Below are 26845 nucleotides of genomic sequence, written 5' to 3' on the forward strand. Positions count from 1 at the left end.
TCAATTGACTAATCAAGTGATAAAGAGGAGGAAGTTTTATGTATACAATTCCAGGGCATCACCACATTTCTATGGTGACAAAAAATGCGAAAACAAATAATGATTTTTATCAAAAAGTATTAGGATTACGCCGGGTGAAAAAGACAGTCAATCAAGATAATCCATTTATGTATCATTTGTTTTATGGTGATTTAACAGGGAGTGCCGGAACTGAATTATCATTTTTTGAAATGCCGAATGTAGGTAGAAGAATCCGTGGTACAAATGCAATAACACAAATAGGCTTGCTCGTACCTTCAATAGAAAGTCTTACATTTTGGAAGAGACGTTTTGAGTCACTCCAGGTGGCGCATGGGGAAATTACAACTTACGCCGGAAGAGACGCACTGCACTTTGAAGATCCAGATGGTCTACGGTTAGTGCTGTTAAATAATAAAGATGAAGAGGTGCCTGAATATTGGACTGCATGGGATGAATCTTCTGTAGAGCAGAATCATCGTATTTTAGGTATGGGAACAGTTGAAATGACAGTGCGCAGTTTAAATAAATTATCAAAAATATTAACAGGTTTGTTTAGTTATAAAGAAGTATCTCGTTCAGATGATGAAGGGATTTATCAATCTATTGCTGGTCAATCTTTTGGAGAAATTTTGGTAAAACAGCAAGAGGGAGAGAGTGAAAGACCTGGAAAAGGAAGTATTCATCATTTAGCTATTCGTGTAAAAAATGATGAAGAACTGCGTTATTGGAATGAAGCGGTGAAAGATAAAGGGTTCCAATCAACAGGCATTATCGATCGCTTTTATTTTAAAAGTTTATATTTCCGTGAGTCAAATGGCATTTTATTTGAGATTGCGACGGATGGACCAGGATTTACTGTAGATTCAGCAGTTGGAAAATTAGGAAAAGAGCTGGATTTACCACCATTTTTAGAAGAGAGAAGAAAAGAGATTGAAGAGAAATTAATACCGCTTTATTAAAAGGGAGAGAGCAACTATGGAAAAATACCGTATTGATACAAGTAAAGGAATTGAATTTGGATTATATTCAATTGGAGATCATATTTTAAATCCGCATAATGGTTCGAAAATAAGTGCAGAAAAAAGAATTCATGAACTAATTGAAACAGCTAAGTTAGCAGATGAAGCTGGAATTGATGTGTTTGCTGTCGGTGAAAGTCATCAAGCGCATTTTACAACGCAAGCTCATACAGTTATTTTAGGAGCTATTGCACAAGCTACGAAAAACATTAAAATCGCGAGTTCTGCAACAGTATTAAGTACGTCAGATCCGGTTCGTGTATATGAGGATTTTGCCACAATTGATTTAATTTCTAATGGTCGTGCTGAAATCGTTGCTGGTCGCGGCTCTCGTATTGGGGGATATAGTTTACTTGGTTACGATGTAAATTATTATGAAGAACTATTTGAAGAGAAGATGGATCTTTTATTAAAAATAAATAAAGAAGAAAGTGTAACATGGAAAGGGCAGTTTAGAACACCACTTGAACATGCGGCAATTATACCGAGAGCTAAAAATAACAATATGCCAATTTGGCGTGCTGTTGGAGGACCGCCTGCTAGTGCAATTAAGGCAGGACGCGCAGGTGTACCAATGATGCTTACGACACTTGGTGGCCCAGCTGTTAATTTTAAAGTTTCGGTTGATGCATATCGTGAAGCAGCTGAGCAAAGTGGTTTTGATCCAGCAACATTACCAATTGCGACAACAAGTTTATTTTATACAGCAGAAAATTCACAAGATGCACTTAGTGAATATTATCCTCATATTAATGCTGGTATGCTTGCGCTACGCGGTGGTGGGTATCCAAAACAACAATTTACTAACGCAGTAGATCACCGTGATGCGTTAATGATTGGTAGCCAGCAACAAATTATTGAAAAAATGCTTTATCAATATGAATTATTTGGACAGCAACGTTTTATGGCACAGATTGATTTTGGCGGTGTACCATTTGATAAGATTGAGAAAAATATTGAATTAATTGCTACCGAAATTATGCCGGCTGTTAGAAAATATACAACGAAATAATGATTAAAGTACCGGGAATATAATTTATTCTCGGTACTTTTTTATTTAGTCTGTTTGAAAAATGACAAAAAAACGAATTTTATGTCTAGAGAAAGGGGAGTTTTTTTCTATTTGTGAATAACAATATTGTTGATTTGAATTTTGGAAATACATTTTTCTCTTGACAAAAAACTAGCATATTTCTAGGTTTGATTCGGGGACATTTTTCAAGGGGAAAGTCAAGCGTATGAAGAGAAAAACATAATAACAATTGATATAAGAGTGTGTTGTATGTTTGAAAAGTACGTTTTTAAAATGTGAGAAATCAAATTCAAAAAAATTACAAAAGACATATTTCAGACAAAATCCTGTCAATAATACGTCAAAAATCACCTGAATTTATTATGTAAGTATATTATACAATTCGATTAACGAATAAAACACTACTGAAATAGTGAAAAGGTAAATCGTATGAAGAAAGTTCTTTTGTAATTATCTAAAAAACTGACAATCTATATTTTCAGAAAGTACATAAACGAATTTATCTTTTTGTATTTCCACATGATTGAATTGTTCGTTATGAAGTGAATTCATACAATTCAATCGATATTACGATATAAAAAAATATGAAGGAAGTGACTTTAGTATGGAAACGCTCGAATTGGCACGAATACAATTTGCATCAACAACGATTTTTCATTACTTTTTCGTTCCGCTGTCTATAGGTTTAGCTTTTATCATTGCGTTAATGCAAACGTTGTATGTGGTAAAGGGACAAGAAATTTATAAGAAGATGACAAAGTTTTGGACACAAATATTCCTTGTTAACTTCGCAGTAGGTGTAGTAACAGGTATTTTACAAGAATTTCAGTTTGGTATGAACTGGTCAACGTATTCACGTTTTGTTGGTGATGTTTTCGGACCATCACTTGCAATTGAAGGTTTATTAGCATTTTTCATTGAGTCTACATTCCTAGGTTTATGGGTATTCGGTGAGGATAAACTTCCGAAGCGAGTTCACCTTTTATGTATTTGGCTCCTCTCAATAGGAACAATGTTATCAGCATTTTGGATTTTAACTGCAAGTGCATTTATGCATGCCCCAGTAGGATATGAAATGGCAGCAGATGGACGTGCGCAAATGAATGATTTTTGGGCGATTATTCAAAATCCACAATTATGGGTGCAATTCCCGCATACAATTACAGCGGCAATTGCAACTGGTGCATTCTTTATTGCAGGTGTAAGTGCATGGAAAATATCAAAAGGTCAAGAAACTGCGGTGTTTAAAAAATCGTTCCGAGTTTCTATCGTTGTTGGAACAATTACAACTGCACTGGTATTATTTTTCGGTCATGCACAAGCACAAAATTTAATTAAGACACATCCGATGAAAATGGCAGCAGCTGAAGCATTATGGAATACGAGTGAGGATCCAGCGCCATTTACAGTATTTGCAAAAATTGATACAGAGAAGAAAGAAAATTCGTTTGAAATTCAAATCCCTTATATGCTAAGTCTATTGTCATACGATAAATTTAGCGGTCAAGTTGAAGGGATGAACCAAATTCAAAAACAATATGAAGAAAAATATGGACCTGGAGATTATATTCCGCCAGTACATACTATGTTCTGGAGTTTTAGAGCGATGGTAATGAGTGGAACATTCATGCTTCTTTTAGGAATGTACGGCTGGTTCTTATCAAGAAAAGATCGCTTAACTGAAAACCCTTGGTATTTAAAAATAATGGTATATGCAATTGCACTACCGTTTATCGGTAATACAGTAGGATGGATCATGACTGAAATGGGACGTCAGCCTTGGGTTGTCTTCGGTGTTATGAAAACAGAAGATGCTGTATCTCCAAACGTTTCATTTGGAGAAGTATTATTCTCTCTTGTTTCATTCACATCACTATATTTAATTGTTGGAGGAATTACTGTTTACTTATTCGTTCGTATCATTAAAGGACATGCGAATAAGAAAACGAAAAAGGATTATCAAAGCCATGATCCATTTGATAAGGAGGAAGAGTATGTTATCTCTTAATGAGTTGTGGTTTCTAATTATCTCAACCTTATTCGTTGGCTTCTTTGTACTTGAAGGTTTCGATTTTGGTGTAGGAATTGTTTCAAGGTTTTTAGGGAAAAACGATTTGGAAAAACGTATATATTTAAATACAATTGGGCCGTTTTGGCACGCAAATGAAGTATGGCTTGTTTGTGCTGGTGGCGCTATGTTTGCGGCATTCCCACACTGGTATGCAACTTTATTTAGTGGGTTTTATATTCCATTTGTGTTTATGCTTCTTGCATTAATTATAAGAGGTGTTTCCTTTAAATTCCGTGCGAAAATAGAAAATCATAAATGGAAGAGTTTCTGGGATTGGGGCATGTTTATTGGAAGTTTGCTACCACCCATACTTTGGGGAGTTGCAATCGCAAACTTTATGACAGGTGTACCAATTGATGGAAGTAAAAATATGGTAGGCGGATTTATGAAATTACTTCACCCATTTGCGTTACTTGGGGGAGTTATGTTTCTTCTTCTATGTATTGTTCATGGTTTGCAATTCCTTACTATACGTACAACAGGAAAATTACGAGAACGCGCACGTATTGCCGCGACAAAGATTGCACCTTTTGCATTAATAACACTTCTTGTTTTTGCAGCTGTAGGGTTATGGAAAACAGATATTTTCACCGCACATGGTTCAGAGTGGCTAATGGTTCCAATTGGAGCTTTTGTAGCGCTATTTGTTTCTACTTTATTAAATAAAAGAAGAAGAGATGGTTGGGCTTTCTTTATGACGAGTTTAACAATCATATTGTTAAGTGCAAGTGTGTTCATCGGTATGTTCCCGCGTGTCATGATTAGCTCATTAGGAGCGGTAAATGATTTGACAATTTATAATGCGGCATCAGGACCTTATGCATTAAAACTGATGAGCTATTTTTCTCTTGCTATTTTACCGTTTGTTATCGGTAGTCAAATATGGAGTTTCTATGTATTTAGACAACCTGTTAAGTCAGACAAAGATTTGGAGTACTAATGAAAAGAAAAAGAGGACTTCCATCGTATCCTGGTAGCCGAGTTTTATATGTAACTTTAAGTCTTATTAGCATTTTAGAGGCGTGTAGTATCATTGCGCAGACAGTGTTTTTAGCACGAGCAATCACATTTTTATTTCATGGAGAAACAGTGCAAGCTGTACTAAATGAAACTGTTTATTTTGGGATCACGTTTGCAGCACGCCAAATGTTAGTGCGAACATCGCAAATATTGGTTGAGCGTTTCGCTGAAAAAACAGGATTTGCATTACGTAAACAGTTAATAGAAGCATATTTTACGTTAGGGCCGAGATTTGTCCAAACGAATGGGACTGGTCATCTGGTTACTTTATCGATAGAAGGTATTGAGAAATTTAAAACATATATTGAATTAACAATTCCTAAAATGATTAGAAGTAGTATCGTACCGGGGCTAATTGTTCTATATGTTTTAACACTGGACATTAAGTCTGGAATCATTTTAGTTGTAACGATTCCAATTGTGATCATATTTATGATCCTTCTAGGATTAGCAGCGCAGAAAATGGCGGATAGCCAATATGAGACATATCGTGTACTTTCTAATCATTTTGTAGATACGTTAAAAGGATTAGAAACATTAAAGTATTTAGGGAAAAGTAAACAGCACGAAGGAAAGATTGAAAAAGTAAGTAAACGATATAGAAAAGCAACGATGCGTACTTTGCGAGTTGCTTTTCTTTCTTCTTTTGCATTAGATTTCTTTACGAGTTTATCAATTGCATTTGTAGCAGTTGGATTAGGGATACGGTTAATAGATGGGACAATTATACTGTTACCAGCTCTTACGATTTTAATTTTAGCGCCGGAATATTTTCTGCCGATTAAGCAAGTTGGAGCGAATTATCACGCTACATTAGATGGACAACTTGCAATGGAGCAAATAGAAGAAATTTTACAGAAACAAAAAGAAATAGAAAAGAAAGATTCAAATGTAGATATAGTATGGAATTCTTCTAGTAGTTTGAAATTACAAGATGTAAAACTAAATAATGTTGAATCTGAAAAGGCTATATTAGAGGGAATTGATTTTACTTGGCAAGGTAACGGTGCTATAGGCATTATTGGTGAAAGTGGGGCAGGGAAATCAACGCTAATCGATGTGTTAGCAGGATTTCTACCGCCTTCCGGTGGGAAGATGTTAGTAAATGGTGTGGAAATTGGTGAATCTACTCGAGAAGATTGGCAAAAAAATATTGCTTATATTCCGCAGCAACCTTATATTTTTCCGCTTTCATTAAAAGATAATATTTGTTTCTATGAAACGAATACAATTGATGAAGAAGTTGAGAGAGTTATTAATGAAGTTGGTCTTCGTTCGCTCGTTGCATCATTACCACATGGGATGTACGAAAGGATTGGAGAAGGTGGACGTATGCTTAGTGGCGGACAAGAACAACGTGTCGCTATGGCACGTGCACTTTTAAGTAAAAAGCCAATCATTTTATTAGATGAACCTACAGCACATCTTGATATTGAAACTGAATTTGAAATAAAGCAATCGATGTTACGTCTGTTTGAAGGTAAGTTAGTATTTCTTGCAACACATCGTCTACATTGGATGAAGCAAATGGATCATATTCTTATTTTTAATAAAGGGAAAATTATAGAAAGCGGAACATATGAAGAACTTTTAACGAATGAGACATTACATTTTCATAGCGAAGAGAGGGGAGAGCGATGAGTAACTGGATTAAGCCTTATATACAGCAAAATAAAGGTAGAATGACTTTGACTATTTTCCTTGGGCTTCTTGGAGTTAGTTCGGGTGCGATGTTACTTTTCATTTCAGGTTATTTAATTTCTAAATCTGCTCTCAGACCGGAAAATGTAATGGCTGTATATGTTCCTATTGTCGCAACGCGTGCATTTAGTATAGGACAAGCGGTCTTTCATTATTTAGAGCGTTTAGTTGGGCATGATGTTGTATTACGTATATTAGAAAAAATGAGAACGAAACTATATAGAATTGTAGAACCACAGGCGTTATTTTTACGCTCTCGATTTCAAACTGGTGATGTACTAGGTGTATTGTCTGATGATATAGAACATTTACAGAATCTATATTTACGTACAATATTCCCTAGTATATTAGCGTTAGTTGTATATAGCATTTTCGTAATTGTTATAGGCGCATTTGACTTAGTATTTGCACTTATCGCAGCTTGTATGTTAGCTGTTATTGTTTTTCTTCTCCCATTCGTATCACTACTTTTGATGAAACGACATCATGTTGCTTTGAAGCGAGGAAGAAATCGTTTGTATCAACAATTGACAGATGCTGTATTTGGGTTATCTGATTGGCAGGCGAGTGGTAGAAAAGATGAATTTATTAATGAGTATGTAGCGCAAAATGTCCAGTTGTTAAAGACAGAAAAGAGAGTGAAACGCTGGTACCATATTCGAGACAGTATCATTCATTTAATAGTCGGCATTGTAGTTATTTCAATGATTATGTGGACTGGAAATCAAGCGGCAAGTGAACAGATTGCACCTACAGTTATCGCAGCTTTCGTATTAATGACATTATCTGTGACAAATGCGCTTATCCCTATATCAGATGCTATTGATCGAATTCCATCTTATGTAGAATCTGCTCATAGGCTTAAAAGCGTAGAAAGTGATATCATTTTGCAAGATGGAAATAAGTTACCTGGAGATAAAGATTACGTTGCACAAAAACATATAGATATTGAACTGAGTAATGTGTCGTATAATTATCCGGATAGTAATGAACCTGTATTAAAAGATGTATCATTGCAAATAAAGGCAGGAAAGAAAATTGCTATTTTAGGTAGAAGTGGAACAGGGAAATCTACTTTACTAAAATTGTTAACTGGTGCACTACGTCCGGTGAATGGCCAAGTTATATTGAATGGTGAACAAGCTCGTACGGATTTTTTGTCAAAATATATTTCTGTATTAAACCAAAAACCACATTTATTCGATACGACAATTGGAAATAATGTGCGGATCGGTAAACCAGAGGCTAATGATGAAGAGATATGGAAAGCTTTAGAGAAAGCACAGCTAGCACCACACATTGCTTCTCTTCCTGATGGATTACAAACAAAAATGCATGAAATGGGAAAGAGGTTTTCTGGCGGAGAAAGGCAAAGGGTAGCATTTGCAAGAACTCTTATGCAAGAAACACCGATTATTGTACTTGATGAACCGACTATCGGTTTAGACCCTAAAACGGAATTAGCCTTAATAGAAACAATGTTTTCTGCAACAGAAGAAAAGACTGTTATTTGGATTACACATCATCTTGTAGGAATTGAACATGTAGATGAAGTTATTTTCCTTGATAGTGGCCAAATCGCTATGCAAGGTAGTCACGAACAGCTACTGAAAGAAAATGAGAAATATCGTAGGTTATATGAGCTTGATAAAGGTATATAGGAATGAAATGCAAAAAACCACAAATTCTTGGTAGTTCAAGGTTCGTGTTTTTTTGTATTTGTGGTGAAATCATATAAGCCGTATAAGCTATTTGATCATGAAATGGTTATATATTGTTAGAAAGGGTGTTTAAAATCTATCCTTTCAAGGCAATACTTGAGCCATAGTGAATGGATTGTTGGAAGGCGTGATTATATGTTTGAAGAGGATGGCATTGTTTTAATTTTGGAGCCTGCTGATGAGCGGAATCTGAGGAAATTTATTTTTACAGTACCGAAGTCAGTTTATGAAAAAAAAGAAATTTTATTACATTACGGAACACCTTTAGGCCAAGGATATACAGACATTATAGAAGATATTATTAGTGTACATATAGACATAGATATTATAACAGTAATAGGGCATGTGAGAGGATAAAGAGAAACTTTAATTAGTGAGAGTTATATGTACCTGGAAAACAGACGTACTGAAAAATAAGTATGTCTGTTTTTATATTTAAATGAAGATAGTTTCGAGGTACATGTTGAACAGGATAATAATGATTTTTCTAGAATGTATAAGAGGAAGATTAAAAAATAAGATATGATGTGATAAAGTGTATAAGAAGAAAATAAAGTGTTTATAAATGAATAAAAGTATGGAAATTATTTAGGAGGTAAAAATGAAGTTTACAAAAACAATGTTACTTTCAATTGTAGTTTCAATTGGTTTGATGGGATGTTCGCTAGTAGAGGAAGGGAAGAACTCCATAGATTACGCTCAAAAAGCGACAGACTATGTAAATGAAATAAGTGCATTTGCAAATGAAGCGCCAGCATTAGCAGAAAAGGCCGTTAATGATGGGGAAGCCCGGAAAGAACTAGAAACGAAACTTACTGAAATTAAACAAGATATACCAGCTTTTAATGAATTAACACCACCAGATGTAGCGAAGGATCTTCACCAGCAAATCGTCGGGTATAATGAAAAGTTAAATACATTAATTGATACATCTATGACAAAGATAGAGGAAGGGAAAATGAATGTAGAGCAGTTTAAAAACTCTGAGCTTATGCAGACGATAGAACAAGTTCGTGATTTGAAAGATAAGGTTCAAAATTTAGGGCAATAACAAAAAGATCCGTTTATCATAAACGGATCTTTTTGTTATTGAATACAATAGATGATTACACCAATGACAATAATAATGTTGCCAATGATTTTTCGTTTCGTGATTTTCTCCCCTAGGAAGTACCAACTGAAAATTAAAATGATGATATAACTTAATGATTCTAATGCAGATGCTTGCTTTAATGCCATGCCCTTTAAGGCGATCACATTTAATCCGGCATTAATTACAAATAAAAAGTAGCCGATGATAACATAAGGATTCACATATTCTTTTATTCTAGAATCGTATTGTTGTAAAGTAGCCTTTTTTAATAATATTTGTGAGTAATTGGCTAAAATTATCCCAAATATCAATAATAACATATAACTATTCATCTTTTGTCACCACCACAATTCCGACGATAATAATAGCTGCGCCAAGTATGTGATTCCACTGTATCGTATCTCCAAACAGGAATACTGACCAAAGCATTGACCATAGTATGATAATCCCACGGTGTGAATATGCTCTAGAAATTTCAAAGTTCTTAATGACTTGTTGCCATAGAATTGCATATCCGAATAAAAGTACAACAAGTCCGAAGTAAGCAATAAAAAATGAAATTGATGCAATAGGGAATTGAGATGCCCATTTCATGTAAACCATAATGATAGAATATATCAAGAAGGCTACATGTAGAAATACATAGTTTTTAATAGTTGGTTTCATATATTCACTCTCTTTTACTTTATATACACATATGTAAACTCGATGTATATAATCAATAGCTTCTTATTATATATAAAAGGCATATTGAAATGATTTTTGTTTATTTCTTCACATTCCAAAATATATAGTATCATGTCTTCTAATGTAAAACAATAGAAGGCAATGCGTAGCTTTAGAGCTGAAAATAATAGAGCTAGTAGAGTTAGATTTTCCACTGTTCTATAATTTGTATCGTTTTATTTGTTGCATCCATCTCTACTTGAATACCTATTGGCAAAGTAATCATTGGATGAGTATGACAACAGTCAAAATCGGCTAGAAAAGGAAGTTTTTGATTTTGTAATACTTCTAATAATATTTCGTAAGGTTTTCTATTTGTACCACAATCATCAAATTGCTCATGTTTTCCAAGGATGATACCTGAAACTTTATCAAAAACGCCGTTAATTTTAAGTGATGAAAAACTTCTTTCGATAGTAGCTGCATCTTTTGAGCTATCTTCAATAAAGAGAATGTCACCATCTTGAATAAGTGGCATATAGGGGCTACCCCAAATACTTTGTATAGTATTTAAATTCCCACCAATAATACGTCCAGTAGCTTTCCCACCAATTACTGAAATCCAATTGTTCGGTCGAAGATCTTTTTCTTTCGTTTTTTCTTCCCAATTAATAAATTCATCTGACCAAAATAACGGCTGGTTTATGTTGTAAGGAAGGTGTTGATCAGTTAATAAAGTATCCGCAAAATATTTGTACGTGCAATCTACGAAAGGCTCAAATTCACCAAAAGAAGGAACAAGTGCTGGACCATAAAATGTAGGAATTCCTGTTTTTGCATAAATACCTAGTAATAATGCTGTTGTGTCTGAATAGCCAATCATTAATTTAGGATTCTTTTGAAAAGTCTCATAATCAATATAAGGTAATAATGAATTTGAATTCAGTCCCCCAATTGTTGACATGATACAAGAGACGTTAGGGTTTCTAATCAAGTCATTTAATTCATCAGCACGTTCTTTAATGCTCCCGGAGCGATAATAATCATATTGACCTGTTAGTGAACCTTCTAACATATGAAAACCTTTCTGTTCTAAGTATAATTTTGCTCGCTCAAATCTCTTTGGAGAAGTATAGGTTACTGGTGAAGAGGGAGAGTAGATGCCAATTGTATCGCCATATTTTAATGCTTTTGGAAGTATCATTTGTATAAATCCTTTCTATTATATAGTGTTTTTGTGTTTAAATGTAATTGAATATTCTTATATTTCGTTGTTTTTAGTGTAACACATATGAAAAAGAGAACGAGGTTGAAATTATAATTGTTATAGATGAATAAATATGCTTTTTACCTTGACGATATAAAGTAATTGTTGTTATGGTTAAACATGAGTGTATAAAAGGTTTGTTAAAGGAGTTTTAGAATGAAGCGGTTAAAATGGGGAAGATTAACAATCCTGTTAGTAGTAATTCTGGGTATATGTTGGTTCTTTTTCCAAGGAGTTCAAAAGAGTGAAACAAATGTAGATACTCAGCCTTTACAAGTGGCAGAGCTACCTAAAACAGGGCTATCTGAAAAAGTAGTTCCACCAAAATATATACCACCAGAAATTGATGCAAAAGCAGCTATTATTATCGATGCGAGTAATGGAGAAGTTATTTATCAAAATAATGAAAATGAAGCTGTTGCCCCTGCTAGTATGTCAAAAATGATGACAGCATATCTCGTTTTAGAGAGTATACATAATGGGAAAGTCCACTGGGAAGATCCAGTGAAAATAAGTGCAAAGTCGGCACAAACAGAGGGTGCAAAAATCCCGATGCAAGCAAATGATACATTAACTGTTAAGGACTTATATCATGCGTTAATGATTGAATCGGCTAATAATTCGGCTGTCGCTTTAGCGGAACATGTAGCTAAGACAGAAAAAAACTTTGTTCAACTTATGAATGAAAAAGCAAAGCAGTTAGAAATGTCAGATAAAGCTAAATTCGCGAATGCTTCCGGATTGCAGGAGCCCGACGGAAGTGAAACGAAAATGACAGCAGCTGACGTAGCAAAATTAGCGTATCATCTTATAAAAGACTATCCAGAGATATTAGAAGTGACTCACTTACGTCAAAGTCAGTTAGCATTTAATAATGTTAATGTTACAAGCACAAATGAGATGTTAAACAAAAATAATAAAGCTTTATATATAGAAGGAATAGACGGATTAAAAACAGGATTTACAGATAGCGCAGGGTATTGTTTTACAGGTACTGCAAAACAAGGTGATAATCGCATTATTACAGTTGTTATGGGGACAAAAAGTAAAACAAAACGTTTTACAGAAACAAATAAATTAATGTCCTATGCATTTCAATTGCTTAATTAGGTGAAGAAAGAAGTAATTTAGATTGTTATAAAAATAAGACAGACAGTTTATTGAACCTTGATTTTGGTGACAATAAACTGTTTTTTTTATTTTTTGACGTATAGGAAGTGGAAACTCAAGTGATATCATTTGAGTTTGTTTTTGTTTGTTGATATTATTAAGTTAAGAACTTATTAATAATAAGTTCGAGAGGCATTATATGCTTCGTACATATGATACTGCCTCAAATGAAAATTGGAGGGAATTGTAATGGCAAAAGATTTTTACTCAGCAATTGAAGACAGAAGATCTATTTACGCGATTAGTAAAGAGCAAGTAGTTTCTGATGAAAGAATTCAAGAAGTGATTTATCATGCTGTGAAACATACACCTTCGGCTTTTAATTCTCAAAGTGCAAGAGTTGTTGTATTACTAGGTGAACAACACGACAAATTATGGAATGTTACGAAAGAAACGTTACGAAAAATTGTGCCTGAAAATAATTTTGCACCTACTGAAGAGAAAATGAATGCATTTAAAAGTGGCTATGGAACAGTTTTGTATTTCGAAGATAGTAAAGTAGTAGAAAGTTTGCAAGAGAACTTTGCACTATATAAAGATAATTTTCCTACATGGTCTCAGCAATCTTCTGGAATGTTGCAATTTGCGATTTGGACAGCATTAGAGATTGAAGGTTTTGGTGCTACACTACAGCATTATAATCCGTTGATTGATGAGGAAGTAAAAAAAGAATGGGATGTACCTGAAAACTGGAAGTTAACTGCGCAAATGCCATTTGGTAAACCGGTAGTTTCGGCAGGAGATAAAGAATATCAGCCATTAGAAACTCGTGTGAAAATTTACAAATAAAATAAAAAATAAAAGGTGAACAGAGATATAATCTGTTCACCTTTTATAAGTAGTAAGGATTTTTTTGTAGGAATTTTTCATCTGATTCTTTAATTTGTTTTTACGTGTTTCAATAGTTGATACTTTTTGTAATGTTATAAGTGAAACGAATTGAAAAAAAGCATAGTACAGTTCTATATTTTTATTTATAGGATCATCTATTATGTTTTTCATAAATATATCTCCTTTTTTTATCTCACTATTTGCGGGCAGTAAGGCTTCCATATCAAAATTCAATGATACGTATAGAATACCGACCTGTAAAAGTTCGATTGGTTTCAGTGTGGGGTGAATAAAATTTGTATGGATTAAAATCCTACTTTATATATGATAATGTAAATATCCTGAAAATTCCATGGATAGTGAAAAATAGATAGTGGAATGTGTATTTTCGTCAAATTAGAACAGAATTTTTGGAGTTAAATCTTACAAATCGTCAAATCTTTTAAAAACGATGGATAATATCAAAAAAGTTTTCTGAAAATATTATACTATTGATAAAAAAAGCATTTTTTGTCATGATAAGAGTATGCTTCATGGAAGGGACTTTACTAGAAAATACATTCTTTGCATTGTATTAGATTAATAGAGTTTTTTAAAGTGGATAGCAAAAGAAAAATATATATTAAGATAATGAATGGAATGTCGAATTTTCAATGAAATACATAAGAAATTTGAAAAAAGCATTGCAAAAACACACTGTTTAATGATAAAGTTCACATGAAGTTCACACTAAATTCACTTCAATCGTTTAAAATAAACGATGTGTGAAAAATAAAACTCTTGCTAAAAAATGGAACTGGATGAATATTTTACTTTGATAATATTGTAAAGTACTAAGTTTATAGTTTTCTCAAGAGGATAGTAGGGAAAGGAAGTAAAGACAACTTATGAAAAAAGTAATCGCAGGTTTAGCAGCAGCATCTGTAGTAGGTGTAGCAGTTCCTGGAATGGATTCTGCTCATGCACAAGTTTCAAATGATGCGCTAAAAGAAATTAATGGACAAACTCAAACTCAAACTCAAACGACTGTAACTGAAACAAAAACGGTAGAAACAACTTCTGAATTAAAATACACAGTAACAGCTGATGTATTAAATGTACGTTCAGGTGCTGGTACAGGACATAACGTTATTTCTAAAGTGAAATCAGGTCAAGTACTTCAAGTAATTGGACAAGAAAACGGTTGGTTCAAAGTTAGTGTAAACGGTCAAACAGGTTATGTAAGTGGGGACTTCGTAACAACTGGTGGCAACAAAGGAACTACTACTACTGTTCAGCAAGGAACAGGTACTTACACAGTAAACGTTTCTTCATTAAACGTACGTACAGGCCCAAGTGCATCTCATACTGTTTTAGGTTCTGTAAATAAAGGGAAAACAGTTCAAGTTGTAGGTGAAGTTCAAGATTGGTTTAAAATTAACTTCAATGGTGGAACTGGATACGTAAGTAAAGACTTCGTAACAAAAGGTGGTTCAGCTGTATCTAACGAAACTCAGCAACCAACTACAAACAACAACAACAATACTACTACAGTTCAAACTGGTGGATCTTATGTTGTTAACACAGGTGCTTTAAAAGTACGTACAGGTCCAGCTACATATAACCCTGTAATTGGTGGGGTAACAAATGGTACAGTATTAAACGTTACTGGCGCTGAAAATGGTTGGTATAAAATTAACCATAATGGCCGCACTGGTTACGTAAGTGCAGACTTTGTTAAGTTTGTAAAAGGCGGAGTGAACAATGTAGTTACTGGTGGTAACCAAGGTACGAACCAAGTACAAAAACCAACAGCACCAACAGGTGGAGATACATCTTCAATCGCTGGATTCGCTAGATCTTTAAATGGTTCACCATACAGAACTGCTGGTACAACACCTGCTGGTTTTGACTGCAGTGGATTCATTCACTACGTATTAAATCAAACTGGTCATAAAGGCGCTCGTCAAACAGTTGCTGGATACTGGAGCTCTAAAACAAAGACTAACAGTCCACAACCAGGTGATTTAGTATACTTCCAAAATACTTATAAATCAGGTCCTTCTCACATGGGCGTTTACTTAGGTAATGGACAGTTCATCAGTGCAGAAACTGACGCAACTGGTGTACGCATTAGCTCTGTAAGCAACTCTTACTGGAGTAAGCACCTATTAGGTTACACAAAAGCATACTAAGAAAAAGTATTTTATATACTTTTCGTATAGAGAAAAGGCTTTCCAGGGAAACTTGGGAAGCCTTTTTCATAGTTGGATAAACTAACAGTATAGTAGTATTTATCCTGCTATTTGCGGGATAATAATCAGCGGGGATGGACAAATCCCCGCTGATTAAAGTTTCACTTTATGTCAATTTTCCATGCAAAAACTTAGCATATAAATCATGAAAATAGTTTGGACGGAATAAGTTTGCTGCATGACCTGCTAATGGAATTTCTTTATATAAAACGTTCGGAAGAATGGACTTCAAATCAAAGAGACAAGATTTATAGAGATGATCATGTTCTCCCATCACCCATAATATAGGATGGGGAAGTGCTTTTAATTTAGATTTTAAGTCGAATTCTAAGCGGTGTCGTAATGACTCAGCAATAATGGACGAGTGTAATTGTAATCCGAAACGGTAATAAATATTTCGTGAAATAACAGCGAACGGATTTGCCCTTAGTATTCCACTTGGAAAAATAGTACTAGCATACTGAGAAAGCCAAGATGAATATTCATCACCACGTTTTTCCCAAAAATTCTGAAAAACATTATATAAACGGGAAGGGTTATTATAATGTCCACCAATATGACAAATACTCAATACTTTTTCTGGATGCATTTGTGCAAATGTCGTAGAGATATAACAGCCATAGCTTAGAGCGCAAATATGAGCCTTTTTAATTCCCTCTTTTTCATACAAGTTCAATAATTGATCTACGAGGCGCTGTATTGAAAAGTCGATAGCTTCTCCTTTATCGTCGCCGTGACCTAATAAATCATAAGTTATAATGTTGTAGGAGGCAGAAAATCGTTTATGCTCTTTTTTGAAGGCGCGGCGATTTCCAACTAATCCATGAATAAAAATGATTGTTTCCTTTTCGGAATGTGTATTTGTTTGCAAAAAGGATACTCCTTTCAATGCTGGAGATTTATATAGTGTTTTAAATTAGCTAATTGATAAAATTAGTTATATATTTTCTATGCGTAGTCTATAATTTACATAGAATAATAATAAGTACCAGGTAATAATATCAGATATTTATACTTGTTGTAAAGATGAGTTTATATGTATATTTTGTAAAATTAGAAAAAAGTGTGTTTACATTCAGTTTACATTTATAGCGTATTCTAGTTTTAGAAAGAATAGTTTTGTTTATAACGAGGAGATGAACGACAATGGAAGTTAGGAATACAGAAAAGAAAAAAGGGAATTGGAGGCAGTTTTTACGTCTCATTCAAGATACAAATCCACCGAAAGGCATTCTTATTTTTGCATTAATAATGAGCTTACTTTCTACTGGAGCGAGTTTGTTTATTCCAATGCTGACAAAAGGTTTAGTTGATAATTTTTCACTTTCTTCAATTAGTACGGGACAAATTGTTGGATTAATTGCATTCTTTATTATTCAAACAATTGCTGCAGGATTGTCAATTTATTTACTGAATTATATTGGACAAAAAATTGTAGCTGGACTTAGAGAACGATTGTGGAAAAAGGTACTTATTTTACCAGTGTCTTATTATGATCAAAACAGAACGGGAGATACAATTAGTCGTATGACAAATGATACAGGTGTTGTTAAAACATTAATTTCTGAGCATTTGTCAAACTTATTAACAGGCGGTATCTCAATTATTGGGTCATTAATTGTATTATTTGTTTTAGACTGGAAAATGACAATTTTACTTTTAACGGTTATTCCATTATCGGTACTAATTTTAGTTCCACTTGGACGGAAAATGTATAAGATTTCAAAAGCACTTCAAGATGAAACGGCTTCTTTTACTAGTGTATTAACACAAGTACTATCAGAAATTCGTTTAGTAAAATCTTCAAATACGGAAAAAAAAGAATATGAAACAGGTAATACAGGTATCCAAAAATTATTGCAATTTGGTTTGAAAGAAGGAAAAGTGCAAGCATTAATTTCACCTGTTATGTCGTTTGTTTTAATGGCATTGCTTGTTATTATCGTAGGGTATGGTGGAATGCGAGTTTCTAGTGGTGCATTAACAACAGGTGAACTTGTAGCATTTATTTTGTATTTGGTTCAAATTATTATGCCAATGAGTCAGTTATCAATGTTCTTTACTCAGTTCCAAAAAGCAATTGGTGCAACCGAAAGAATTAATACGATTTTAGAATATGAAGTAGAAGATCATGAAACAGGTATGAATGTTACAAATGCGAAGCAGCCGATCGTTATTGAAAATGTACATTTTGAGTATAACGAAGAAGAGAAAATCTTGAAAAATATCGACTTCACGATTGAATCTGGAAAAGTAACGGCGATTGTAGGACCAAGTGGTAGCGGAAAAACAACTTTATTCTCGCTGTTAGAACGTTTTTATGAGCCAACTAGTGGTTTCATAAAATTAGGGAAAGAACCAATTACAGCATATTCATTACAATCATGGCGACGTCAAATTGGTTACGTTTCACAAGATAGTCCGTTAATTGATGGAACGATTCGTGATAATATTTGCTACGGTGTTGAGGGTGAAGTGACGGATGAAGAAATTGAAAAAGTAGCAGCGATGGCGTATGTTGATGCGTTTATTCATGATTTACCAAGTGGATACGCAACAGAAGTTGGAGAGCGTGGTGTGAAGCTTTCTGGAGGGCAAAGACAACGAATTGCGATTGCTCGAGCGTTACTACGAAACCCGCAAATCCTTATGTTAGATGAAGCGACATCAAGTCTTGATAGTAAATCGGAATCGGTTGTTCAGAAGGCGTTAAATAACTTAATGAAAGGTAGAACAACTTTAGTTATTGCGCATAGACTTTCTACTGTTGTAGATGCAGATAAAATTATCTTTATTGAAAAAGGGAATCTTACAGGAAGTGGCTCACATGATGAGTTATTACGGACACATGACATGTACCGTGAATTTGCAATGCAACAATTGAAAATTAAAGAAGGAGCATTATAGAATGAAAACAAACAGTGAAGGGGCACTTCACTGTTTGTTGATTTTAGAGTGCTAAAAAGTATGTTAAGCAGAAAGGATATGATTCCTTGATACCCAAAATTTTAATTGTAGATGATGATCCGCACATTAGAGAACTTGTTTCTGTATTTTTGGAACGAGAAGGTTTTCAAACATATGAGGCCGTTGATGGATTAGATGCTCTTCGAAAAATAGAAGAAGTGAAAGTCGAAATGGCGATTATTGATATTATGATGCCAAATATGGATGGGTTTGATTTATGTTATGAATTAAGAAAATACTATGATATCCCAATTCTTATGCTGACTGCTAAAGGTGAAACATCTCAAAAAGTAAAAGGATTTCACCTCGGAACAGATGATTATCTTGTAAAACCATTTGATCCTTTAGAATTAGTTGTGAGAGTGAAGGCATTATTGAAACGTTACCAAATTACAGTATCGCAATCTATTCAAGTTGGGAATGTACTGTTAAATCGTAAAACATTTGAAGTTAACGTTGGAGAACAAACGGTGACGCTGCCGCTAAAAGAATTTGAGTTGCTCTTTACATTAGGATCTAAAGCGGGAAGAACTTGTTCAAGAGAGCAATTAATAGAAGACGTATGGGGATATGATTTTGAAGGGAATGAACGCACGCTAGACGTTCATATTAATCGGTTGCGTGAAAAGTTTCAAGAAGAGCTATCAAAGTTTAGTATAAGGACGATAAGGGGCTTAGGGTATCGCTTAGAGGTAAGTAAATGAGAAAAAGAGAAAGAATGAGTAAGATGAAGATGTTAAAAGTAATGGGGGCGATAGTAGCGCTCTTTGCTTTTCTTACTATAATTTGGTCAATAGCCTTTTTTGTATCGTCTAGTGTAATGAAAGCTTTTGAAATAAACGTATCGCCTTTTATTACTTTTCTAATTAGTGATATGGTCGGCTTTGTTTTTATCGTTCTTATTTGGACATTAATCGGAATTTTAATGAGACCGAAGCGAGAGGCGATGATTTGGACGATCATTGAACCGATACAAAAAATTGCAAAAGGGGACTTCTCTGTAAAAATACGGAATGAAGAAAAGTATGATGGTGAAATTGGTGTGCTTGTAAAAAGTATTAACGATATGACGGATGAACTTAATGCAATGGAGAAAATGAGACAAGAATTTGTATCGAATGTTTCTCATGAAATACAGTCGCCATTAACATCTATTAAGGGATTTGCTCGAGCGCTACAAGATGATAATCTACCAGTTGAAAAAAGAAAACATTATCTTACTATTATTGAAACTGAAACAACGCGATTATCTAAATTGAGTCAAAATTTATTGAAGCTAACACTTTTAGAGTCAGAGGAGTATTCACCAGAAAGAGCTACTTATCGATTAGATCAACAGTTGAAACAAATTGTGTTAAATAGTGAGCCTCTTTGGGATGAAAAAGGACTTGAGCTAGATCTTGATATGGATAAAGTGTGTGTTACTGCAGACAAAGAAAGTATGAGCCAAGTATGGATTAATTTAATTCATAACAGTATTAAATTCACACCAAATGGTGGCACGATTACAATTCATTTAAAAGAACATAAAGAATTCCTGGAAGTAAGTATTCATGATACGGGAATTGGTATATCCGAAGAACAGAAACAACATATTTTTGAACGTTTTTATAAAGCGGATTCTTCACGAAACCGTGCTTATGGAGGAAGTGGATTAGGTCTAGCAATTGTAAAAAAAGTACTCGACCTTCATCAAGGAAAAATAAAAGTTGAGAGTGTAGAAGGAAATGGTACAGAATTTATTGTGCGTATTCCAAATCATGAAGAAAAATAGTGTTAGAAGGAGGCCTTCTAACACTATTTTTCTTTAAAAATGCATTTACCATTACTATAGTTACCTATAAGTAACCTACGCACATAAAAGTGCATCATTGCCTTTTTACATAAACATAGCTACACTTTTAATATAATAAACAACTGAGAAGATTAAGGAGTGTTACACTTGGCAGAATTATTACAAGGAAAAAATGCTTTAATTACAGGAGCAGGTAGAGGGATTGGTCGCGCTGTAGCGATCGCATTAGCGAAAGAAGGCGTAAATGTTGGTCTTTTAGCTCGTTCAGAAGAAAACTTAAAAGCAGTTGCGAAAGAAGTAGAAGCAGAAGGTGTAAAAGCTGTTATTGCGACTGCTGACGTATCTTCATATGAAGAGGTAACTACTGCAATTGAAACATTAAAAAACGGTTTAGGATCTATCGATATTTTAATTAATAACGCTGGTATTTCTAAATTCGGTAAGTTTTTAGAATTAGAAGTTGCTGATTGGGAAAAAATCATTCAAGTAAACTTAATGGGTGTATACTATGCAACTCGTGCAGCTTTACCAAGTATGATTGAACAACAATCTGGTGATATTATTAATATTTCATCTACAGCAGGACAAAAAGGTGCACCTGTAACAAGTGCATATAGTGCTTCTAAATTTGGTGTTCTTGGTTTAACAGAATCGTTAGCGATGGAAGTTCGTAAACATAATATCCGTGTAACAGCTTTAACACCAAGTACAGTAGCAACTGACATGGCTGTAGACTTAGGATTAACTGATGGAAACCCTGATAAAGTAATGCAAGCGGAAGATATTGCAGAGTTTATCGTAGCGCAGCTGAAATTAAATAAACGTACATTTATTAAATCAGCAGGACTTTGGTCTACTAATCCGTAAGGGATAAATATAAAATACAAAGAAGGGACATCTATTCTGTAATGGAGTGGGTGTCCCTTCTTTATTTTTTGTGTATGAAACGGAATTTTCGGTATAATTAAATGTGAATGGTAGAGAAGTATTAAAAACTTTAAGGGGATGGTATTTACATGAGTACGATTGAGAAATGGACGGCTGTGGATCAATTTATGAGTGATGTATTAATACCGAAAGATTCTATATTAGAAGAAGTTCTTCAAGCAAATGCTTCAGCTAATTTGCCGGCACATGATGTATCGCCAACGCAAGGGAAGTTTTTACAACTATTAGTACAAATCCAAGGAGCTCATAACATTTTAGAAATTGGTACTCTAGGCGGATATAGTACAATATGGCTTGCAAGAGTATTGCCATCTGGAGGGCGAATTGTTACATTAGAAGCAAGTGAAAAGCATGCTGAAATTGCACGGAGCAATATTGAGCGTGCCAATTTGAATGATAAAATTGAAATACGATTAGGATTAGCGTTAGATTCTTTAAAACAAATAGAAAATGAGAAGTATGAACCATTTGATTTTATTTTCATAGATGCGGATAAACAAAATAACCCTGCTTATTTTGAATGGGCACTGAAACTATCACGCCCTGGTACTGTAATTATTGGGGATAACGTAGTACGTGAAGGTGAAGTTATTGACAATACTAGTAGCGATCCTCGTGTACAAGGGATACGCCATTTCTATGAGCTAATAGCTGCTGAGCCGCGTGTAAGTGCTACTGCGCTTCAAACTGTAGGAAGTAAAGGGTACGATGGGTTTGTAATGGCAGTCGTAACAGAGTAATGTAAGGAGGAAAAAGGGATGAAAAAGAAGTTTCAAAAATTATAACGTGTATCTTGTACAACGAATTTAGCTCGTGGACCTCCAGTTTACATAGCTTTATATTATATATTAAAAAATTGGAGGCTATAAGAAGATGAGAACTGAAAAAGAAATGTTAGACTTAATTATAAATACAGCAAAAGAGGATGAAAGAATTCGAGCTGTCATCATGAATGGGTCACGTGTGAATCCAAATGTGAAAAAAGATTGTTTTCAAGACTATGATATTATTTATGTTGTAAAAGATATACAATCTTTTACGTGTAATCATAGTTGGATTAATAGATTTGGAGAAATAATGATTGTGCAAATGCCGGAAGAAATGTCGTTACTTCCAGCTGATAAAGACGGGAAATTTCCGTATTTAATGCAGTTCATGGATGGGAATCGAATTGATTTAATGCTAGTTCCAGTTGATTTAATAAATAAATTTATTGGACAGGATAGTTTAAGTAAATTACTACTGGATAAAGACAATTGTATTGGAGAATTTCCGCCAGCAAGTGATAAAGATTACGTTATAAAAAATCCTACAGAAAAAGAGTTTTTGGATTGCTGTAATGAATTTTGGTGGTGCAGTACAAATGTAGGAAAAGGATTGTGGCGCGAGGAACTTTCTTATGCGAAAGGAATGCTTGAAGGCCCAATGCGTGATATGTTAATCGTAATGCTAGAATGGCATATTGGTATGAAAACAAATTTTACAGTTAATACTGGGAAGTTTGGAAAGTATTTTGAGCAATATTTTGAAAAAAATATGTGGGAGCAATTTAAAAGGACCTTTTCAAATGCAGAATATGAAAATATATGGGAGTCATTCTTTGTAACGGGTGATTTATTTAGGGAAGTTGCGAACGAAATTGCTAACACATATGGATATCAATACCCGCAAGATGATGATGACAAAGTGACAAGCTATTTAAAACATGTGAAAGTTTTGCCGAAAGATAGTACATCGATTTATCCCGCATAAACGGGTAGTAAAACCCCCACCTCAAAATCCAGCGAATGCAAGGAAGTTAGGTGGGGGATAACTGCCCGTAAATGCCCGATTGGTTCAACTAATAATCAGTGGGGAATGGACAAAACCCCCACTGATTAAAGTTTCACTTTATTAATTGTATAAAGCAGTAAGACTGTCCTAATTATGGACAGTCTTATTTTTATATATTGATAAGAAATTCTCTAACAAAGTGCAGATGAATCACATATGAAATTTTAGGGAGGTTTTTATCATGTATTATTTTTATGCGCCAGAAATGTTCGTTCCATTTCCTTTGGGGCTAGAACGCAATATTTCGTATGCTTATATGCCATATCATTCATTTTATTATGGAGACTATGTAAATGCGATGCCATACGCATTACATGTTCCTCAAAATTATGAAGCCCAAATAAAAGAAGAGGATCGAGGGTCATGGACGCCATTTATATGGGTTGAAAAATATGCGTATGCATTTTCAGGACCATACAATAAAGCGGAAGTAGCTCTTACATTTGATGATGGACCAGATTTAGTATTTACGCCAAAAATTTTAGATAAGTTAAAACAATATAATGTAAAAGCTACTTTTTTCTTGCTTGGTGAAAATGCAGAAAAGTTTCCGAATGTAGTAAAGCGTATCGCGAATGAAGGGCATGTAATTGGTAATCATACGTATAATCATCCGAATTTAGCGAAAGTAAATGAGGCTGAGTACCATAATCAAATTATAAAAACGGAAGAAATATTAAATCGTTTAGCTGGTTATGCACCGAAATTTATACGTCCACCGTATGGTGAAATACTTGAAAATCAATTGAAGTGGGCGACGGAGCAAAATTTTATGATTGTACAGTGGAGTGTTGATACGGTTGATTGGAAAGGTGTAAGTGCTGATACGATTACAAATAATGTGTTAGGGAATTCATTTCCAGGTAGTGTCATACTTCAGCATTCAACTCCAGGTGGACACTTACAAGGATCTGTAGATGCACTAGACAAAATCATTCCACAGTTAAAAACGAAAGGAGCACGTTTTGTAACACTTCCAAGCATGTTCCAAACATCGAAAGAGAGAAAATAAAAATGTTAATAATTGGAATTTGGATGATTGTATAGTATAATGAAGATGTAAGTTAGGGGGTGGATATGATTGATGGATGCATTAGTAAACATAGGAATGAGCATATTGATTGGTATTATATTTATACTTGCGGCACTTATTCTTCAAAAAAATCCACCGACGGATATTAACGCAGCATATGGTTATCGGACGAAACGGTCTATGAAAAATAAGGAATTATGGGATGCAGGTAACAAGTATAGTGCAGAAGTGATGAAACAGAATGGATACATTATGATGTTAATTGGAAGTGCTATTAGTATATTGTTTAGATATCCTCATACAATGATAGCGATTATGATTGTTATGCTATTGTTAATCATTCGCTTATTTATGCGAGTAGAGAAAAGATTAAAGAGACTTGAACCATAATGAGAAATAAAATAGGCCTCCCAGGCAATCTAAGCTGGGAGGCCTATTTTATCCCGCATTAACGGGCGGTAAGACTCCCACCGCAAAATTCGGCTGGAGCAAAGAAGTTAGGTGGGAAATCAACTGCCCGTAAAGGCCCGATTGGTGAGGGCTGATAATCAGTGGGGGATGAACAAAATCCCCACTGATTAAAGTTTCACTTTATTTACAAACTATTATTTTTTAGCAATTCTTTTCCTTGTTCTACAACAAATTCATAGTATTCAAGGTCATATGGATAAATATCTTCAAATGTTATCGTTATCGGTTTATTGTTTAAAACAGAAATAACCGTAAAAGATGAAATCTCTCTTTTTAATAGTTGTAGAAAAGAAGTTGCATGTACTTTCATCACATCGTCTACTTCTTCACCTGGTGCAAATGAGAGTGGCTTTATTACATTGTGAAAATACATATGACAAAATTCACGATCAGTAAGATTTGAAATTTCATAATCTATTTTATAGATTCCTTTGTATGTTAGATCAGTAGTTTGAAAGGAAAGTCCTAATTCTTCTTCAATTTCACGAAGACCGCCAATTTGTACATCTTCATCATGCATAATGTGTCCAGCTGATGTAATATCCCATATATTAGGAGCTTCTTTTTTATTTTTAGAGCGTAATTGGAAATATAAGAACATATCCTCAGCATCTTTTTCTACAAACCAGCAATGAAATGTTTCGTGCCAATCACCGTCACGATGCACGTCATCACGTAATTTCTTTCCAAGTGTATTTCTTTCAGGATCAAATATTGTTAACCACTCTGTCATTTTAATTCCCCTTTCTGCAAATTTTATTATACAATATTTGTATTGAATTTTGGGAAAATAAAGAAAAAGGAGTGATTATTAATGAAGATAGAGAGTAAGGAAATAAAATCAATAATTTCAACTGAGGAAGAATTACGACAAATATTGGGGCAACCGAGTGAACGGGCTTTGAAAAAAGTTATTTCATCACTTGATCATCATTGTGTAGATTTTCTGTCTAAATCTCCTTTTCTAGTATTATCTACTGCAAATAAATTCGGAGAGTGTGACGCTTCGCCGAGGGGAGACGCACCTGGATTTGTATATGTTTTAAATGAAAATAAAATTGTTATTCCAGAAAGACCGGGAAATCGTCGTATAGACTCTATTTTAAATATTATTTCAAATCCACACGTAGGGTTAATCTTTTTTATTCCGGGTCTTGGGGAAACACTCCGAATAAACGGTAAAGCATATATTACAAACGATGAAGAAATTTTGAAAGAAATGCAGGCGAATGGACGTAATCCGTTACTTGGAATTGTTTTGGAAATAGAAGAATGCTATATTCATTGTGCAAAAGCTTTTATTCGTTCAAAAATGTGGGATACAGAGTCATGGTTAAATAAAACAGAGCTACCTTCAGCAGCGAAAATGTTAATGGAGCATGCGAAAGTGAATGCTTCAGAAGAGGAAGTTAGACGTTCTTTAGAAGAAAGTTATACGAAAAGATTGTATTGAAAATTATTTTATTAATATAGTTTAGGTAAGAGCGAAACTTCTCGTTTTAGAATGAGATTTTCATATGTGAACTGCTGGTTTATAAGTTACGAAGTTGTAAGATACGTAATAAGAGGAGTCTTCATGAAATGTTATTGTGAAATATAATGAAAACTTATCTTTAAAATAGTTAGTAAAAATAGGCTTGCTTTTTAAAAATTTGATAACTATAATAAGTTAACAAATAGACATGAACGAAAAAGTAATGACAAGGACATGGAATCATTTTTACGGTTTACAGAGAGGGAAGCCAAGGGTGTGAGCTTCCTAACACGAGAAATGGTTTTACCACCTTTGAACTTCAATAGTGAACGAGTAATCTAGTAATTATTGACGGTATCAGCCGTTATCTGAACTTGAGCAATCTAGAAGAAAATAAGTCTAGGTTGGAACAAGGGTGGAACCACGAAAACACATTCGTCCCTTTCCTAGGGATGAGTGTGTTTTTTTATAGTCATT

At 34.3% G+C, this 26845-nt stretch carries 25 protein-coding genes, 1 pseudogene and 1 other annotated feature; of the genes and pseudogenes, 20 read left to right on the forward strand and 6 right to left on the reverse strand.

Annotation, left to right across the window (positions count from 1 at the left end; translation table 11 throughout):
- The first annotated feature begins 38 nt into the window (after positions 1–38).
- The 8 genes from JFU54_RS25670 (at position 39) to JFU54_RS25705 (ending at position 9637) form a co-directional block, all read left to right on the forward strand.
- A complete protein-coding gene (locus tag JFU54_RS25670; RefSeq protein ID WP_201066894.1) occupies positions 39–980 on the forward strand; it encodes a ring-cleaving dioxygenase in 942 nt (313 codons plus the stop codon).
- 16 nt (positions 981–996) lie between these two features.
- Complete coding sequence (locus JFU54_RS25675; protein WP_201066896.1) at positions 997–2052, forward strand: LLM class flavin-dependent oxidoreductase; 1056 nt, start codon at positions 997–999, stop codon at positions 2050–2052.
- Between the two features lie 625 nt (positions 2053–2677).
- A complete protein-coding gene (gene cydA, locus JFU54_RS25680) occupies positions 2678–4081 on the forward strand; it encodes a cytochrome ubiquinol oxidase subunit I (RefSeq protein WP_002012335.1) in 1404 nt (467 codons plus the stop codon).
- Positions 4068–5084 carry a cytochrome d ubiquinol oxidase subunit II gene (gene cydB / locus JFU54_RS25685; protein ID WP_002141342.1) on the forward strand — a complete coding sequence of 339 codons (1017 nt, stop codon included), beginning with the start codon at positions 4068–4070 and terminating at the stop codon, positions 5082–5084. Before cydA ends, cydB begins: the two co-directional genes overlap by 14 nt.
- Positions 5084–6805, forward strand: a complete 1722-nt coding sequence (gene cydD / locus JFU54_RS25690) for a thiol reductant ABC exporter subunit CydD (protein WP_201066909.1) — start codon at positions 5084–5086, stop codon at positions 6803–6805. Before cydB ends, cydD begins: the two co-directional genes overlap by 1 nt.
- Complete coding sequence (gene cydC / locus JFU54_RS25695) at positions 6802–8526, forward strand: thiol reductant ABC exporter subunit CydC (RefSeq protein ID WP_201066918.1); 1725 nt, start codon at positions 6802–6804, stop codon at positions 8524–8526. The genes cydD and cydC overlap by 4 nt, the downstream gene beginning before the upstream one ends.
- Positions 8527–8721: 195 nt before the next feature.
- Positions 8722–8943 carry a hypothetical protein gene (locus JFU54_RS25700; RefSeq protein WP_063217781.1) on the forward strand — a complete coding sequence of 74 codons (222 nt, stop codon included), beginning with the start codon at positions 8722–8724 and terminating at the stop codon, positions 8941–8943.
- A gap of 244 nt (positions 8944–9187) precedes the next feature.
- Positions 9188–9637, forward strand: a complete 450-nt coding sequence (locus JFU54_RS25705; protein WP_002012340.1) for a DUF6376 family protein — start codon at positions 9188–9190, stop codon at positions 9635–9637.
- A 35-nt stretch (positions 9638–9672) separates the two neighbouring features.
- Here the strand turns inward: JFU54_RS25705 and JFU54_RS25710 are convergent, their stop codons facing one another.
- The 3 genes from JFU54_RS25710 to JFU54_RS25720 form a co-directional block, all read right to left on the reverse strand.
- The gene (locus JFU54_RS25710) at positions 9673–10011 is read right to left on the reverse strand and encodes an EamA family transporter (protein WP_002135751.1); all 339 of its coding nucleotides are present in this window, start codon (positions 10009–10011) and stop codon (positions 9673–9675) included.
- The gene (locus tag JFU54_RS25715) at positions 10004–10345 is read right to left on the reverse strand and encodes an EamA family transporter (protein ID WP_002086172.1); all 342 of its coding nucleotides are present in this window, start codon (positions 10343–10345) and stop codon (positions 10004–10006) included. Before JFU54_RS25715 ends, JFU54_RS25710 begins: the two co-directional genes overlap by 8 nt.
- A gap of 202 nt (positions 10346–10547) precedes the next feature.
- Positions 10548–11549, reverse strand: coding sequence for a S66 family peptidase (locus tag JFU54_RS25720; RefSeq protein ID WP_201066920.1), 1002 nt, complete (start codon positions 11547–11549; stop codon positions 10548–10550).
- A gap of 219 nt (positions 11550–11768) precedes the next feature.
- Between JFU54_RS25720 and JFU54_RS25725 the strand changes: the two genes are divergently transcribed.
- Together JFU54_RS25725 and JFU54_RS25730 are read left to right on the forward strand one after the other, a co-directional pair.
- A complete protein-coding gene (locus JFU54_RS25725) occupies positions 11769–12722 on the forward strand; it encodes a D-alanyl-D-alanine carboxypeptidase family protein (RefSeq protein WP_002086170.1) in 954 nt (317 codons plus the stop codon).
- A gap of 249 nt (positions 12723–12971) precedes the next feature.
- On the forward strand, positions 12972–13571 hold the full coding sequence (locus tag JFU54_RS25730; RefSeq protein WP_002141347.1) for a nitroreductase family protein: 600 nt from the start codon (positions 12972–12974) through the stop codon (positions 13569–13571).
- Between the two features lie 43 nt (positions 13572–13614).
- Here JFU54_RS25730 and JFU54_RS25735 read toward each other — a convergent pair.
- Positions 13615–13784, reverse strand: a pseudogene (locus tag JFU54_RS25735) (DNA mismatch repair protein MutT).
- A 716-nt stretch (positions 13785–14500) separates the two neighbouring features.
- Here JFU54_RS25735 and entFM point away from each other — a divergent pair.
- The gene (gene entFM, locus JFU54_RS25740; RefSeq protein WP_078204441.1) at positions 14501–15787 is read left to right on the forward strand and encodes an enterotoxin EntFM; all 1287 of its coding nucleotides are present in this window, start codon (positions 14501–14503) and stop codon (positions 15785–15787) included.
- 166 nt (positions 15788–15953) lie between these two features.
- Here the strand turns inward: entFM and JFU54_RS25745 are convergent, their stop codons facing one another.
- Positions 15954–16718 carry an alpha/beta fold hydrolase gene (locus tag JFU54_RS25745; protein WP_002141349.1) on the reverse strand — a complete coding sequence of 255 codons (765 nt, stop codon included), beginning with the start codon at positions 16716–16718 and terminating at the stop codon, positions 15954–15956.
- Between the two features lie 275 nt (positions 16719–16993).
- On the opposite strand from JFU54_RS25745, the gene JFU54_RS25750 reads away from it, so the two are divergent.
- From JFU54_RS25750 to JFU54_RS25785, 8 genes are all read left to right on the forward strand, one after another.
- Positions 16994–18754, forward strand: a complete 1761-nt coding sequence (locus JFU54_RS25750) for an ABC transporter ATP-binding protein (protein ID WP_002031356.1) — start codon at positions 16994–16996, stop codon at positions 18752–18754.
- A gap of 86 nt (positions 18755–18840) precedes the next feature.
- Entirely contained in the window at positions 18841–19518 is a 678-nt protein-coding gene (gene hitR / locus JFU54_RS25755; protein ID WP_002031358.1) for an envelope stress response regulator transcription factor HitR, read from the forward strand.
- The gene (hitS, locus tag JFU54_RS25760; RefSeq protein WP_016103187.1) at positions 19515–20588 is read left to right on the forward strand and encodes an envelope stress sensor histidine kinase HitS; all 1074 of its coding nucleotides are present in this window, start codon (positions 19515–19517) and stop codon (positions 20586–20588) included. The genes hitR and hitS overlap by 4 nt, the downstream gene beginning before the upstream one ends.
- A 168-nt stretch (positions 20589–20756) precedes the next feature.
- Positions 20757–21476, forward strand: coding sequence for a 3-ketoacyl-ACP reductase (locus JFU54_RS25765; protein WP_002012353.1), 720 nt, complete (start codon positions 20757–20759; stop codon positions 21474–21476).
- Between the two features lie 149 nt (positions 21477–21625).
- Complete coding sequence (locus JFU54_RS25770; RefSeq protein WP_002012354.1) at positions 21626–22297, forward strand: O-methyltransferase; 672 nt, start codon at positions 21626–21628, stop codon at positions 22295–22297.
- Between the two features lie 133 nt (positions 22298–22430).
- Positions 22431–23309, forward strand: a complete 879-nt coding sequence (locus JFU54_RS25775; RefSeq protein WP_002012355.1) for an aminoglycoside 6-adenylyltransferase — start codon at positions 22431–22433, stop codon at positions 23307–23309.
- A 262-nt stretch (positions 23310–23571) separates the two neighbouring features.
- Positions 23572–24402 (forward strand): peptidoglycan-N-acetylglucosamine deacetylase, encoded by an 831-nt coding sequence (locus tag JFU54_RS25780; protein WP_002064911.1) that lies wholly within the window; start codon positions 23572–23574, stop codon positions 24400–24402.
- A 72-nt stretch (positions 24403–24474) separates the two neighbouring features.
- Complete coding sequence (locus JFU54_RS25785) at positions 24475–24813, forward strand: SdpI family protein (protein WP_002064912.1); 339 nt, start codon at positions 24475–24477, stop codon at positions 24811–24813.
- Between the two features lie 205 nt (positions 24814–25018).
- On the opposite strand, the gene JFU54_RS25790 is transcribed toward JFU54_RS25785, so the two are convergent.
- Positions 25019–25627, reverse strand: coding sequence for an NUDIX hydrolase (locus JFU54_RS25790; protein ID WP_002064913.1), 609 nt, complete (start codon positions 25625–25627; stop codon positions 25019–25021).
- Positions 25628–25708: 81 nt separating this feature from the next.
- Here JFU54_RS25790 and JFU54_RS25795 point away from each other — a divergent pair, with 81 nt between their 5' ends.
- On the forward strand, positions 25709–26347 hold the full coding sequence (locus JFU54_RS25795; RefSeq protein WP_002064914.1) for a pyridoxamine 5'-phosphate oxidase family protein: 639 nt from the start codon (positions 25709–25711) through the stop codon (positions 26345–26347).
- A 235-nt stretch (positions 26348–26582) separates the two neighbouring features.
- Positions 26583–26814, forward strand: a binding site (T-box leader).
- The last annotated feature ends 31 nt before the right edge of the window (positions 26815–26845 follow it).

Source organism: Bacillus sp. TH19 (genome assembly GCF_016651075.1).
GTDB lineage: Bacteria > Bacillota > Bacilli > Bacillales > Bacillaceae_G > Bacillus_A > Bacillus_A mycoides.